This window comes from Halorubrum xinjiangense (assembly GCF_900102375.1).
Classification (GTDB): Archaea; Halobacteriota; Halobacteria; order Halobacteriales; family Haloferacaceae; genus Halorubrum; species Halorubrum xinjiangense.
Genome location: NZ_FNBO01000002.1, coordinates 25,893 through 37,779 on the forward strand (window position 1 = coordinate 25,893; position 11,887 = coordinate 37,779).

Annotated in this window: 19 protein-coding genes and 1 tRNA gene; 19 read left to right on the forward strand and 1 reads right to left on the reverse strand. The window is 68.0% G+C overall.

Translation table 11 applies throughout. From position 1 onward, the window contains the following. Window positions 1–701 precede the first annotated feature (701 nt). A tRNA-Gly gene (locus F3H13_RS02935) sits at window positions 702–772 on the reverse strand. Window positions 773–869: 97 nt separating this feature from the next. Between F3H13_RS02935 and F3H13_RS02940 the strand changes: the two genes are divergently transcribed. From F3H13_RS02940 to F3H13_RS03030, 19 genes are all read left to right on the forward strand, one after another. After that, a complete protein-coding gene (locus tag F3H13_RS02940; protein WP_149797577.1) occupies window positions 870–2,147 on the forward strand; it encodes a PQQ-dependent sugar dehydrogenase in 1,278 nt (425 codons plus the stop codon). Between the two features lie 191 nt (window positions 2,148–2,338). Further along, window positions 2,339–3,205, forward strand: coding sequence for a putative RNA uridine N3 methyltransferase (locus F3H13_RS02945; RefSeq protein WP_149797578.1), 867 nt, complete (start codon window positions 2,339–2,341; stop codon window positions 3,203–3,205). Window positions 3,206–3,209: 4 nt separating this feature from the next. Continuing rightward, complete coding sequence (locus F3H13_RS02950) at window positions 3,210–4,226, forward strand: 50S ribosomal protein L3 (protein ID WP_149797579.1); 1,017 nt, start codon at window positions 3,210–3,212, stop codon at window positions 4,224–4,226. Window positions 4,227–4,229: 3 nt separating this feature from the next. Continuing rightward, window positions 4,230–4,976 carry a 50S ribosomal protein L4 gene (rpl4p, locus tag F3H13_RS02955; RefSeq protein ID WP_149797580.1) on the forward strand — a complete coding sequence of 249 codons (747 nt, stop codon included), beginning with the start codon at window positions 4,230–4,232 and terminating at the stop codon, window positions 4,974–4,976. Then, entirely contained in the window at window positions 4,973–5,227 is a 255-nt protein-coding gene (locus tag F3H13_RS02960) for a 50S ribosomal protein L23 (RefSeq protein WP_121597470.1), read from the forward strand. Before rpl4p ends, F3H13_RS02960 begins: the two co-directional genes overlap by 4 nt. Window position 5,228: 1 nt before the next feature. Beyond that, window positions 5,229–5,951, forward strand: a complete 723-nt coding sequence (locus F3H13_RS02965; RefSeq protein WP_049897897.1) for a 50S ribosomal protein L2 — start codon at window positions 5,229–5,231, stop codon at window positions 5,949–5,951. Next, window positions 5,948–6,373, forward strand: coding sequence for a 30S ribosomal protein S19 (locus tag F3H13_RS02970; RefSeq protein ID WP_149797581.1), 426 nt, complete (start codon window positions 5,948–5,950; stop codon window positions 6,371–6,373). Before F3H13_RS02965 ends, F3H13_RS02970 begins: the two co-directional genes overlap by 4 nt. 3 nt (window positions 6,374–6,376) lie before the next feature. Then, window positions 6,377–6,841 (forward strand): 50S ribosomal protein L22, encoded by a 465-nt coding sequence (locus tag F3H13_RS02975; protein WP_149797582.1) that lies wholly within the window; start codon window positions 6,377–6,379, stop codon window positions 6,839–6,841. After that, window positions 6,841–7,785, forward strand: a complete 945-nt coding sequence (locus F3H13_RS02980; RefSeq protein ID WP_149797583.1) for a 30S ribosomal protein S3 — start codon at window positions 6,841–6,843, stop codon at window positions 7,783–7,785. The genes F3H13_RS02975 and F3H13_RS02980 overlap by 1 nt, the downstream gene beginning before the upstream one ends. Beyond that, on the forward strand, window positions 7,786–8,001 hold the full coding sequence (gene rpmC / locus F3H13_RS02985) for a 50S ribosomal protein L29 (RefSeq protein WP_149797584.1): 216 nt from the start codon (window positions 7,786–7,788) through the stop codon (window positions 7,999–8,001). 1 nt (window position 8,002) lies between these two features. Then, on the forward strand, window positions 8,003–8,461 hold the full coding sequence (locus tag F3H13_RS02990) for a ribonuclease P protein component 1 (RefSeq protein ID WP_149797585.1): 459 nt from the start codon (window positions 8,003–8,005) through the stop codon (window positions 8,459–8,461). Next, window positions 8,452–8,793, forward strand: a complete 342-nt coding sequence (locus tag F3H13_RS02995) for a 30S ribosomal protein S17 (RefSeq protein ID WP_137687253.1) — start codon at window positions 8,452–8,454, stop codon at window positions 8,791–8,793. Before F3H13_RS02990 ends, F3H13_RS02995 begins: the two co-directional genes overlap by 10 nt. Next, window positions 8,793–9,191 (forward strand): 50S ribosomal protein L14, encoded by a 399-nt coding sequence (locus F3H13_RS03000; protein WP_004597429.1) that lies wholly within the window; start codon window positions 8,793–8,795, stop codon window positions 9,189–9,191. Before F3H13_RS02995 ends, F3H13_RS03000 begins: the two co-directional genes overlap by 1 nt. Window positions 9,192–9,193: 2 nt before the next feature. After that, complete coding sequence (gene rplX, locus F3H13_RS03005; protein WP_149797586.1) at window positions 9,194–9,550, forward strand: 50S ribosomal protein L24; 357 nt, start codon at window positions 9,194–9,196, stop codon at window positions 9,548–9,550. Continuing rightward, window positions 9,547–10,269 carry a 30S ribosomal protein S4e gene (locus tag F3H13_RS03010; protein WP_149797587.1) on the forward strand — a complete coding sequence of 241 codons (723 nt, stop codon included), beginning with the start codon at window positions 9,547–9,549 and terminating at the stop codon, window positions 10,267–10,269. The genes rplX and F3H13_RS03010 overlap by 4 nt, the downstream gene beginning before the upstream one ends. Continuing rightward, window positions 10,262–10,786, forward strand: coding sequence for a 50S ribosomal protein L5 (locus tag F3H13_RS03015; RefSeq protein WP_149797588.1), 525 nt, complete (start codon window positions 10,262–10,264; stop codon window positions 10,784–10,786). The genes F3H13_RS03010 and F3H13_RS03015 overlap by 8 nt, the downstream gene beginning before the upstream one ends. Continuing rightward, window positions 10,783–10,956 carry a 30S ribosomal protein S14 gene (locus tag F3H13_RS03020; RefSeq protein WP_004597423.1) on the forward strand — a complete coding sequence of 58 codons (174 nt, stop codon included), beginning with the start codon at window positions 10,783–10,785 and terminating at the stop codon, window positions 10,954–10,956. Before F3H13_RS03015 ends, F3H13_RS03020 begins: the two co-directional genes overlap by 4 nt. A 2-nt stretch (window positions 10,957–10,958) precedes the next feature. Further along, window positions 10,959–11,351 carry a 30S ribosomal protein S8 gene (locus F3H13_RS03025; RefSeq protein ID WP_004047215.1) on the forward strand — a complete coding sequence of 131 codons (393 nt, stop codon included), beginning with the start codon at window positions 10,959–10,961 and terminating at the stop codon, window positions 11,349–11,351. Window positions 11,352–11,353: 2 nt separating this feature from the next. Further along, entirely contained in the window at window positions 11,354–11,887 is a 534-nt protein-coding gene (locus tag F3H13_RS03030) for a 50S ribosomal protein L6 (RefSeq protein WP_149797589.1), read from the forward strand.

Sequence of the window (11,887 nt, forward strand, 5' to 3'; positions counted from 1 at the left end):
GTCGGGGAACCCTCCCCCATCGCGGTCCTCGGCGACCGAGTCGGTATTTAAACTGCCGGCGCCGCTGGCCAACCGCTTATAAATAACAGGCGGTGGCGCGTGCCGACGAGCGCCCGATAGGGCGCGAGTCGCACGCGCGAGGTCGCCGGCGCTACGCGCCGGCTGCCAGAGGGACCTTCGGTCCCTCGCTGGAGTCGGTCGCCGAGCGAAGCGACGGCGACCGACGAGGCTGGGGAGGCGTGAGGTGCGGTCGCTGTGCTGGGTGGGACTCAAAGGGGCAGCCGCGAGGGCGAAGCACGGCGACGCAAGCACCGCAGGGAGCGAACAAAGTGAGCGACCGAGGAGCGCAGCGAGCCGCGCGAGTCCTCGCGGCTGGGGCTTTGGAGGTGTTCGCCGCCGATCTGCTGGTAGCCATTTATAAGCAAAGTACCGGGGTTTTGGAGGTGTTCGCCGCCGATCCGTCGTCGGCTTATAAATAACTGATTGCGTTTAAATCTCTCTCGGCGATTTCTCTCACTACGTTCGAGAGTTCGCTGAACGAAGTGAAGCGAACGCTAACTGTCGAAGTCAGTTAGAAAATGCACCGGCCGAGATTTGAACTAGGGAAAGACGGTCCTGCTCGCTCACTCTGTTCGCTGCGCGGGCTGCGTCTTTCTGAGTTCAAATCTCTCTCGGTAATTTTGCTCACTTCGTTCGCAAAATGCACCGGCCGAGATTTGAACTCGGGTTGCAACCATGGCAAGGTTGCGTGATACCACTACACTACCGGTGCGTGCTTCGCATTTGATCGTAGCCCGAGTCGGAGATATAAGGGTTCCGAACGACGGTCGGCGGAAGGGTCATCGGTGCCGCGTCCACACTTGTGACCGATGACCGATCTCCCCGACCGCATCGACAGGCGCACCGCCCTCCGCGCGACTGGCGGCCTCGCCGGGATCACCTCCCTTTCCGCGCTCTCGGGCTGCCTCGGCGGTAGCAATGATGACGTCCCAGGCGGCGACGACGGATCCAACGGCTCCGACGACGACGCCCCACCGGACGACGGCGCCGACGTCGCGTACGCCGTCGAGACCGTCGCCAAGGGGTTTGCGAATCCGTGGGGGCTCGCGTTCCTGCCCGACGACGGCCGCCTGCTCGTGACCGAGCGCCCGGGGGGACTCTCGCTCGTCGACCCCGGGGACGGGGCGGTCGAGGAAGTCGCGGGCGCGCCCGAGGTGTTCGCCGAGGGGCAGGGCGGCCTGCTCGACGTCGCGGTTCACCCCGACTACCCGGACGACCCGCGCGTTTACCTCACCTACGCGGCGGCGAACGACGCGGGCGAGGCGACGACGCACGTCGGCGCCGGACGGCTCTCGCTCGACGACGGCGACGCGCCGACCCTGCGAGAATTCGAGCCGATCCGCGTTGCCGAGCCGTTCCGCGACTCCGCGAACCACTTCGGGTCGCGGGCGACGTTCGGCTCTGACGGCGCGCTGTTCGTCACGGTGGGGGACCGGCGCGACACCGACTTCGGCCCCGAACACGTCTCGCAGGACCGGTCGAACGAACTGGGCGCGACGCTGCGGCTGACGCCCGACGGCGACGCACACCCGGACAACCCCTTCGTCGACGACCCGGACGCGGCCGACGCGGTCTACAGCTACGGTCACCGCAATCCGCAGGCGATGGCGGTGCGCCCGGAGACGGGCGCGCTCTGGCAGTGCGAACACGGCGAGGAGGACGGCGACGAGATCAACGTGATCGAACGCGGCGGCAACTACGGGTGGCCGGTCGCGAGCGAGGCGTGCCGCTACGGGACCGACGACCCCGTCGCGCCCGGCCACGACGAGCGCGACAACGTCGTCGCGCCGGTCCACTACTGGCCCTGCGGCTCCGGGGGGTTCCCGCCGAGCGGGGCGGTCTTCTACGACGGCGACGCGTTCCCGGAGTGGGACGGCGACCTCTTCGCGGGCACGCTCGCGGGGGAGTACCTCGGGCGGTTCACGGTCGACGGCGACGGCCTCGACGCGGCCGTCACCGAGCGCGACCCGCTGCTCGCCGACCGCGGGTGGCGTGTCCGGGCGCTCGCGGTCGAGCCCGGCACCGGCCACCTCTACGTCGCGGTCGACGACGCCGACGCGCCGGTCGTGCGGTTGGTCCCCGAGTGAGACCGTCGGTCGGCCGGCCCGTGTCGCCGCCGGTCATGGGGTCGACCCGCCACCGCTACCCGCGGTGACGGTTGCCACGATCGAGCGGGCAGATCCCGCGGCAAACCCCGTGTGAACGCGGCACAGCCCGAAATCGGGACCGCTATCCTTTTACGGTGGCGTCCGGAATCGAGGGATACAGTCTCGCCACGATGCGTACCGAAGACGGGCTCACGATCTGTGTTCCGTCTTCGCTCGTCCGGGAGGCCGAGGACGACCGCGAGGCGACTCGCAAACTCGGCTACGTCGCCCGTGCGGCGGCGGTATTCCGGGCGGATCGGCTCGTCGTCTTCCCAGACCGGGACGGCGACGGCCGACGGGGCGGGGAGTACGTCCGCACCGTGCTGGGGTACGCCGCAACGCCGCCGGAGCTCCGGAAGGACCTCTGGGGGCAGCGCGACGAACTCCGGTACGTCGGCGTACTCCCCCCGCTCCGCGTGCCGTGGCGGACCGGCTCGACCCCTAGCGGGGGAGAGTCGAAAACACAGGGACTCGTGACCGAGGTCGGACCTGAAGGCCGCGTCCGGGTCAATTCCCCGCTGCGGGAACACCCGATCTCCCTGCTCGTTCCCTCCGGAATGGAGGTCGAGCAGGGGGAGCGCGTCACCATCAGGGTCTCTTCGAGAGAACCGGTCCGCGCCCGCATCGCCGGGAAGCCCGAGGAGGGGTTCCAGGTCGTGGCCGCGGACCTGTCGGAAGCGCTCGCCGGCGACGGAGTGGCCGTCGCGACGTCGCGACACGGAGAATCGCTCTCCGTCTCGCGGCTCGGCGACCTCGTCTCGGACGCCCGCGAGGCCGGCGGTTACACCGTCGCCTTCGGGGCGCCCGAGCGGGGGCTTCCGGAGATGCTCGGGCTTTCGCCCGACCGCATTCGGGCGGCCGTCGCCGACGGCCGCTCGGTCGAACCCGATCCGGGGTTCGACCTCTGGCTGAACACGATCCCGGCACAGGCGAGCGAGGTCGTCCGGACGGAGGAGGCTCTGTTCGCGACCCTCGGCTCGCTCACACTCACGGAGTAAACACATGCCACAACCAAGCCGACCACGAAAAGGCTCGCTGGGCTACGGCCCGCGCACCCGCGCAGACAGCGAGGTGCCGCGCATCCGTTCGTGGCCAGAAGACGACGGGGCCCCTGCGCTGCAGGGATTCGCCGGCTACAAGGCCGGGATGACCCACGTCATGATGGTCAACGACGAGGCGAACTCGCCGCGTGAAGGGATGGAAGAGGCCGTCCCCGTCACCGTCGTCGAGACGCCGCAGATGTACGCCGTCGCCGTGCGTGCCTACGAGAACACGCCGTACGGACAGAAGCCGGTCGAAGAGGTCTGGGCGACCGAGTTCCACGAGGAGCTCGACCGCGCGCTCGACCTCCCGGCCGAGGAAACATTCGAGGAAGACGCCGACGAGCTGCGCGCGCTGCTCGACGACGACGTCGTCGACGACGTGCGCGTCATCACGCACACGGCCCCCTCGGACCTCTCGAACGTCCCCAAAAAGAAGCCCGACGTCATGGAGACGCGCGTCGGCGGCGGCTCCTTAGAGGAGCGCGCCGACTTCGCGTTAGACCTCGTCGCCGAGGGCGGCGCCCACGAGTTCGGCGACGTCTTCCGCGCGGGCCAGTACACCGACGTCTCCGGCATCACGAAGGGGAAGGGGACACAGGGTCCCGTCAAGCGCTGGGGCGTCCAGAAGCGGAAGGGCAAACACGCCCGCCAGGGATGGCGGCGCCGGATCGGCAACCTCGGTCCGTGGAACCCCTCCCGCGTCCGCTCTACCGTGCCCCAGCAGGGCCAGACCGGCTACCACCAGCGCACCGAGCTCAACAAGCGCCTCATCGACTTCGGCGAGGGCGACGACGCCTCCGTCGACGGCGGCTTCGTCAACTACGGCGAGGTCGACGGCGAGTACGCGCTCATCAAGGGCTCGCTGCCCGGTCCGGACCAGCGTCTGCTGCGGTTCCGCCCGGCCATCCGACCGAACGACCAGCCGCGCCTCGACCCCGAGGTCCGGTACGTTTCTACCGAATCCAACCAGGGATAACCAATGAACGCAACAGTACACGACCTGGACGGCGACGAGGCGGGCAGCATCGATCTGCCGGCCGTCTTCGAGACCGCGTTCCGACCGGACCTCATCGGTCGCGCGGTCGGCGCCGCCCAGGCAAACCGGAAGCAGGCCTACGGGGCCGACGAGTTCGCCGGGCTGCGGACGCCCGCCGAGTCGTTCGGCTCCGGCCGCGGGCTCGCGCACGTGCCACGTTCCGAGAACGTCGCCCGTCGCGTCCCGCACGCCGTGTCGGGGCGCGCCGCGCACCCGCCGAAGGCCGAGAAGGACCAGACGAAGAGCCTCAACGACAAGGAGCGACAGCTCGCGATCCGGTCGGCCATCGCGGCCACCGCGGACGCCGAGCTCGTCGCCGAGCGCGGTCACGCGTTCGACGAGGACCTCGACCTCCCGCTCGTCGTGAGCGACGAGTTCGAGGACTTAGAGAAGACCCAGGAGGCCCTGGGCGTGCTCGAAGCGGTCGGCGTCGACGCCGACATCGAGCGCTCCGAGGAGGGCCGCTCCGTCCGCGCCGGACAGGGCAAGGCCCGCGGTCGCAAGTACCGCCAGCCGAAGTCCGTTCTCGTCGTCACCAGCGAGGAGCCGTCCCGCGCCGCCCGCAACCTCGCGGGCGTCGACGTCGCGACCGCTCGCGAGGTCAACGCGGAGGACCTCGCGCCCGGCGCGCACCCGGGCCGACTCACGCTGTGGACCGAAAGCGCCGTCTCGGAGGTGGCCGACCGATGAACTCGATCATCGAGCATCCGATCGTCACCGAGCAGGCGATGAACGAGATGGACTTCAACAACAAGCTGCTGTTCCTCGTCGACGTGGACGCGACCAAACCGGAGATCCGCTCCGAAGTCGCCGAGCGCTACGACGTGGGCGTCGTCAACGTGAACACGCAGGTGACGCCGCAAGGCGAGAAGAAGGCGGTCGTCACCCTGTCCGCGGACGACGACGCGACCGAAATCGCCTCGCGCATCGGGGTGTTCTGAGATGGGACGACGAATTCAAGGACAACGGCGCGGACGCGGCGGCCCGACGTTCCGGGCCCCCTCCCACCGTTACAAGGCGGAACTGTCGCACAAGAAGCTCGAAGACGTGGACACGATCACCGGCGAAATCGTCGGGATCGAACACGACCCGGCCCGCTCGGCCCCCCTCGCGGAGGTCGAGTTCGAGGACGACGACCGTCGGCTCGTGCTCGCGCCGGAAGGCGTGCGCGTGGGCGAGACGATCCAGGTCGGCGTCTCGGCGGAGATCAAGCCGGGCAACACGCTCCCGCTGGCGGAGATCCCCGAGGGCGTCCCGGTGTGTAACGTCGAGAGCAACCGCGGGGACGGCGGGAAGTTCGCGCGCGCCTCCGGCGTGTCGGCGACGCTTCTCACCCACGACCGCGACGTCGCGGTCGTCCAGCTCCCCAGCGGCGAAGTGAAGCGACTCGACCCCCAGTGCCGCGCCACGATCGGCGTGGTCGCGGGCGGCGGCCGGACGGAGAAGCCCTTCGTCAAGGCCGGCAACAAGCACCACAAGATGAAAGCGCGCGGCACCAAATACCCGCGCGTGCGCGGCGTCGCGATGAACGCCGTCGACCACCCCTTCGGTGGCGGTGGTCGCCAACACCCCGGCCAGCCGAAGTCCGTCTCGCGGGACGCCCCGCCGGGACGCAAGGTCGGTGACATCGCATCCAAGCGCACCGGACGAGGTGGCAACAAATGAGTTCAGATTACCGCACCGGCCGCGAGGGCAAGGAGTTCGCCTACCGCGGTCACTCGCTCGACGAGCTGCAGGAGATGGACGTAGACGAGGTCGCGGAACTGCTCCCCGCACGCCAGCGGCGAAGCATCGTTCGCGGACTCAGCACCGAACAGCAGAAGCTGCTGGAGACGGTCCGAAGCCGCGACAAGGAGACGACGGCGGACGACCCGATCCGGACGCACTTACGCGACATGCCGGTCCTGCCGGAGTTCGTCGGCGTCACCTTCGCCGTGTACAACGGACACAGCTTCGAGCGCGTTCAGGTCGAGCCCGAGATGATCGGGCACTACCTCGGTGAGTTCCACCTCACGCGAAGCACCGTCGAACACGGTCAGGCCGGCATCGGCGCGACCCGGTCCTCGAAGTTCGTGCCCCTCAAGTAACCCATGGGAATCAACTACAGCGTCGAGGCCGACCCGGAGACCACCGCCAAGGGGATGCTCCGCGACCGGCCCATCAGCGTGAAGGACAGCAAGGAGATCTCCCGAGAGATCAAAGGCGAGACGGTCGCCGACGCGGAGCAGTTCCTCCGGGAGGTCATCGACGAGGAGACCTCGGTCCCCATGCGCCAGCACAACGCCGGCGCGGGCCACCGCTCCGACATCGACGGCTGGGACGCGGGACGGTACCCCGAGAAGGCCGCCAAGGACTTCCTCAAGCTCTTGGAGAACGTCAAGAACAACGCCGACGAGCAGGGGTTCGACGGCGAGGCGATGATCATCAAACACGTCGCCCCTCACAAGGTCGGCGAGCGACCCGGCCGGAACCCCCGCGCCGCGGGCGCGACGGAGTGGAACACCACTCTCGCGGACGTCGAACTGATCATCGAGGAGCCGGAGGCTGACAACTAATGGCTGACGAACACCAATTCATCGAGGACGGCCTGCGCCGTTCCCAGATCAACGAGTTCTTCGCGGACGAGCTCGGCCGCGCCGGCTACGGCGGGATGGACGTCGCCCAGACGCCGATGGGCACGCAGATCGTCTTGAAGGCCGAAAAGCCCGGCATGGTGATCGGGAAAGGCGGGAAGAACATCCGCAAGATCACCACCGAGCTCGAGGACCGCTTCGACATGGACGACCCGCAGATCGACGTTCAGGAGGTCGACGAGCCCGACCTGAACGCCCAGATCGTCGCGGACCGTCTCGCGAACGCCTTAGAGCGCGGCTGGTACTTCCGGAAGGCCGGCCACACGACGATCGACCGGATCATGGACGCGGGCGCCCTCGGCGCCGAGATCGTCTTATCCGGCAAGGTCACCGGCGCGCGCTCGCGCGTCGAGAAGTTCAACCGCGGCTACATCAAGCACAACGGCGAGCCCGCCGAGGAGGTCGTCGACCACGGCCAGGGTGTCGCCGTCATGAAGCTCGGGACGATCGGCGTCAACGTGAAGATCATCCCGCCGGGCGCGACGCTCCCGGACGACTTCGACGTCCGCGAGGACGCCGAGGTCCCGGAGGTCGAGCAGGCGGCGGTCGACGCCGACGCCGACGAGGGCGTCGAGTCGCTCCTCGAGGAGGAACCCGAAGAGGTCCCCGACGTGGGCGCCGACGAGGACGTCGACGTCCCCGACGAGGACCCCGCGGAGGTCATCGACGAGGAGGTCGTCGAGGAAGTCGTCGAGGAGACGCAGGAGACGGCCACCGAGGCGACCGACGTGGCCGCGGAGGAACCGGTCGACGAGGACGTCGAGGCCGACGAGCTCGACGAACTCGACGAAGAGATCGAGTCCGAGGCGGCCGACCTCGTCGCGGAAATGGAGGCGGCCGACGAGGAAGACGAGGAGGACGAGTAAATGGCGATCCTCTACACCGACGAGATCCGCGACATGACCGCGGCGGAGCGGGAAGTCGAACTCGAGGAGCTCGAGACCGAGCTGCTCAACTCGAAGGCGCAGCGGGCGGCCGGCGGCATGCCGGAGAGCCCGGGCCGCGTCAACGAGCTGAAAAAGACCATCGCGCGGATCAAGACGATCCAGGCGGAAGAAGGCGACTTCGACGAGGAACAGTGAGATGATCTCCCCCGACACGCTCGTTCGACACGAGCTCGTCGGCCTCCCGGTTCGGGTGGTCGACGCCGACAGCGACGCCCACGTGGGTATCGCCGGTCGCGTGCTCGACGAGACGTTCGGTACCCTCGTGGTCCGGACGGGGTCGGGGGACAAGCGCGTGCCCAAATCGGGCGCGACGTTCGAGTTCGGCGTCGTCGAGACGCCGACCGCTCGCACAGATGAAGCCGCCGGCGACGCGCAGTCGCCGGGGTCCGCGTCCCAACTCGGGTCGGATACTACGGGGGTCCGCCCCCGTCAGTCTGGCCCGTCCGGGTCCACAAGCGTCGTCACCGGTGACGGCGCGGGTCCGGCGAGCCGACGAGGCGAGTGCAAAGACGCGGTCTACGCGACGGTGGATGGCGATCGGTTGCGATATCGGCCCGCCGAACGCACCGAACGAGGTGCCACACAATGGCGATAGGAATCGACGTACCCACGCCTCCGGAGCCAGACAACCCGGAGGATTACGACTACGAGAAGTGCCCGTTCTACGGGCAGCTCTCCGTCCGCGGCCAGACCCGCGAGGGAACGGTCGTGTCGACGGATATGGAAAAGACCGTCATCGTCGAGCGAGAGTACGACGTGTTCGTACCGAAATACGACCGGTACATGAAGCGTCGCTCGCGCATCCCGGCCCACGTGCCGGGCGTGCTCGACTCGCTCGAAGTTGGTGACGAAGTGACAATCGCGGAGACGCGACCGCTCTCGAAGACGAAGTCCCACGTCGTCGTCGAGATCCTGGGTGATCAGTGATGGAGGCGCTCAAGGCCGACGTCACGCAGGGGCTCTCGAAGGGCTCGCTCATCACGTGCGCCGACAACACCGGCGCCCGTGAGCTGAAGGTGATCTCCGTGTCGGGCTACTCCGGCACGAAGAACCGCCACCCGAAGGCAGGAATCGGCGACAAGGTGACCGTCTCGGTCACCAAGGGGACCCCGGAGATGCGGCGGCAGGTGCTGGAGGCGGTCGTCGTCCGCCAGCGCAAGCCGATCCGCCGCCCGGACGGCACGCGCGTGAAGTTCGAGGACAACGCGGCCGTCATCATCGACGACCTCGAGGAGCCGCGGGGCACGGAGATCAAAGGCCCCGTCGCCCGCGAGGTCGCCGAACGATTCGGGAGCATCGCCTCGACCGCGACGATGATCGTCTAACTATGACGAAACAGCCACGCAAACAGCGAAAACGGTCGGAGACCGCGCCGCTCCACGAGCGGCAGAATCAGGTCCGGGCCACCCTCACCGAGGATCTCCGCGAGGAGTACGGACAGCGGAACGTCCGCGTCAACGCCGGCGACACCGTCGAGGTGCTTCGCGGCGACGCGGCCGGGACGGAGGCCGAAGTCGTCTCCGTCGACCTGTCCGCCGAGCGGATCACGGTCGAGGACGTCACCGTCGAGAAGGCGGACGGGGAGGAAGTTCCCCGCCCCATCCCGGCGAGCAACGTCCGGGTGACCGATCTGGACCTCGAAGACGAGCGCCGCGAGGCGCGGCTCCAGGAGGATAACGAATGACGCGACACCAGAAGCGACTGTCAGTACCGAACTCCTGGCCGGTCGAGCGCAAGACGAACACGTTCACCGTGAAGGCGGGCGCGGGCCCGCACGGCGAGGCGGGCGTTCCGCTCGTCGTCCTGCTGCGGGACGTGCTCGGCTACGTCGACTCGACGAAGGAGGCGCGCTACGCGCTGAACAACGACTCGATCCTCGTCAACGGGGACGCGGTTTCGGACGAGCAGCGTCCGATCGGGATGTTCGACATCCTGGCGTTCCCCGAGCGCGGGGAGTACTTCCGCGTCTTCCCCGACGAGGGCGGTCGGCTCGCGCTGACGCCCGTCGACGAGGAGGCCGCGGGCAGCCGGCTCGGGAAGATCACGAACAAGACCGTCGTCCCCGGCGGGGCCGTCCAGCTGACGCTCCACGACGGGACGAACGTCCGCGTCGACGACGACGCGGACTACGAGACGAACGACTCGATCGTCGTCGACAACGAGACGAAGGAGATCGTCGCCCACTTCGAGTACGAGGAGGGCGCCCTCGTCACCGCCGTCGCCGGCCAGCACGCCGGCCAGATCGGCGAGGTCGACGACATCGACGTGACGCTCGGCTCCGGCGACAACACCGTCACCGTCGCCAGCGACGACGACGGCTACGAGACGGTCGAGGAGTACGTCGTCGTCATCGACGAGAACTTCACCGACGACGCCGACGAGGCGGGTGATTCGGATGAGTGAAGCCGAGAGCGCCGACCACGAGATGCGCGAGCCGTCTCTCGAGAAGGTCGTCGTCCACATGGGCGTCGGGCAGGGCGGTGAACCCCTCGCCGACGCCGAGGAGATCATCGAGGCGATCACGGGCCAGCAGTCGGTCCGGACCACCTCGAAGCGCACCATCGCCGAGTTCGGGATCCGCAAGGGCGACCCGATCGGCGTGAAGGTGACGCTGCGGGGCGAGGACGCGCACGCGTTCCTCGAGACCGCGCTGGAGCTGGTCGACGTCGGCCGGAGCCAGTTCGACGACACGGGCAACCTCAGCTTCGGGGTCGAGGACCACACCGACTTCCCGAGCCAGGAGTACGACCCCAACACCGGTATCTACGGCCTCGACGTGACGACGACGATCGTCCGTCCCGGCTACCGCGTCTCGAAACGCGACAAGGCGACGGGGACCATCCCCGCCCGCCACCGGATGACAGCCGAGGACGCGGCCGCGTTCCTCGAAACGAACTTCGACGTCGAGGTATCCGAATGAGCGAAGCGAACAACGACACGGGCGAGCACGCCGCGAAGCGCACCGACTCCCGGCACACGTGCCGGCGGTGCGACCGCGAGCAGGGGCTCGTCGGCAAGTACGACATCAACCTCTGCCGGCAGTGCTTCCGCGAGGTCGCCCGAGACATGGGATTCGAGAAGTACAGCTGATCATGACGGGAAACGATCCATTCACCAACGCGCTCGCCGGCATGGACAACGCCGAGAGCGTTGGCCACCTGTCGTACACGGTAGAGCCCGCTTCGAACATCATCGGCTCCGTCCTCGAGGTCCTCTACGACCGCGGGTACGTCGACGGCTTCGAGTACGTCGACGACGGAAAAGCCGGGAAGTTCGAGGTCGAACTGAAAGGCGCGATCAACGAGTGTGGCGCCGTCAAGCCCCGCTACTCGGCGGGCGCAGACGAGTTCGAGAAGTGGGAGAAGCGATACCTCCCCGCCCGTGACTACGGGACGCTCATCGTCACGACGAGCCACGGCGTCATGAGCCACTACGAGGCCCGCGAGGAGGGCATCGGTGGCCAAGTGATCGCATACGTCTACTAACAATGAACAGAGTCGAAATCGAGATTCCGGACGACGTCTCCGCCGAGACCGATCACCTCGAACTCACCGTCGAGGGGCCCAACGGAAGCGTCACGCGACGCCTCTGGTACCCCGACGTCGACGTCGCGGTCGAGGAGGGCGCGGTGGTCATCACCGCCGAGAACGAGGACGCGAAGACCAACGCCACGGTCGGCACCTTCGAGAGCCACGTCGCCAACATGGTCCACGGCGTCACCGACGGGTGGGAGTACACGATGGAAGTGTACTACGCCCACTTCCCGATGCAGGTGAACGTGGAGGGCGACGAGGTCGTCATCGAGAACTTCCTCGGAGAGAGCGCCGCGCGGCGCACCCCGATCCGCGGAGACACTGACGTACAGATCGACGGCGAGACGGTACGGCTCACGGGCTCCGACAAGGAGGCCGTCGGGCAGACCGCCGCCGACATCGAACAGCTGACGAAGGTGACCGACAAGGACACGCGCGTCTTCCAGGACGGCGTGTACATCGTCGAGAAGCCCACCGGAGGTGCCTAA

Bases quoted from the DNA above. Each gene is read 5' to 3' on its own strand.
- F3H13_RS02940 (WP_149797577.1), top strand. From the start codon at position 870: ATGACCGATCTCCCCGACCGCATCGACAGGCGCACCGCCCTCCGCGCG.
- F3H13_RS02945 (WP_149797578.1), top strand. From the start codon at position 2,339: ATGCGTACCGAAGACGGGCTCACGATCTGTGTTCCGTCTTCGCTCGTC.
- F3H13_RS02950 (WP_149797579.1), top strand. From the start codon at position 3,210: ATGCCACAACCAAGCCGACCACGAAAAGGCTCGCTGGGCTACGGCCCG.
- rpl4p (WP_149797580.1), top strand. From the start codon at position 4,230: ATGAACGCAACAGTACACGACCTGGACGGCGACGAGGCGGGCAGCATC.
- F3H13_RS02960 (WP_121597470.1), top strand. From the start codon at position 4,973: ATGAACTCGATCATCGAGCATCCGATCGTCACCGAGCAGGCGATGAAC.
- F3H13_RS02965 (WP_049897897.1), top strand. From the start codon at position 5,229: ATGGGACGACGAATTCAAGGACAACGGCGCGGACGCGGCGGCCCGACG.
- F3H13_RS02970 (WP_149797581.1), top strand. From the start codon at position 5,948: ATGAGTTCAGATTACCGCACCGGCCGCGAGGGCAAGGAGTTCGCCTAC.
- F3H13_RS02975 (WP_149797582.1), top strand. From the start codon at position 6,377: ATGGGAATCAACTACAGCGTCGAGGCCGACCCGGAGACCACCGCCAAG.
- F3H13_RS02980 (WP_149797583.1), top strand. From the start codon at position 6,841: ATGGCTGACGAACACCAATTCATCGAGGACGGCCTGCGCCGTTCCCAG.
- rpmC (WP_149797584.1), top strand. From the start codon at position 7,786: ATGGCGATCCTCTACACCGACGAGATCCGCGACATGACCGCGGCGGAG.
- F3H13_RS02990 (WP_149797585.1), top strand. From the start codon at position 8,003: ATGATCTCCCCCGACACGCTCGTTCGACACGAGCTCGTCGGCCTCCCG.
- F3H13_RS02995 (WP_137687253.1), top strand. From the start codon at position 8,452: ATGGCGATAGGAATCGACGTACCCACGCCTCCGGAGCCAGACAACCCG.
- F3H13_RS03000 (WP_004597429.1), top strand. From the start codon at position 8,793: ATGGAGGCGCTCAAGGCCGACGTCACGCAGGGGCTCTCGAAGGGCTCG.
- rplX (WP_149797586.1), top strand. From the start codon at position 9,194: ATGACGAAACAGCCACGCAAACAGCGAAAACGGTCGGAGACCGCGCCG.
- F3H13_RS03010 (WP_149797587.1), top strand. From the start codon at position 9,547: ATGACGCGACACCAGAAGCGACTGTCAGTACCGAACTCCTGGCCGGTC.
- F3H13_RS03015 (WP_149797588.1), top strand. From the start codon at position 10,262: ATGAGTGAAGCCGAGAGCGCCGACCACGAGATGCGCGAGCCGTCTCTC.
- F3H13_RS03020 (WP_004597423.1), top strand. From the start codon at position 10,783: ATGAGCGAAGCGAACAACGACACGGGCGAGCACGCCGCGAAGCGCACC.
- F3H13_RS03025 (WP_004047215.1), top strand. From the start codon at position 10,959: ATGACGGGAAACGATCCATTCACCAACGCGCTCGCCGGCATGGACAAC.
- F3H13_RS03030 (WP_149797589.1), top strand. From the start codon at position 11,354: ATGAACAGAGTCGAAATCGAGATTCCGGACGACGTCTCCGCCGAGACC.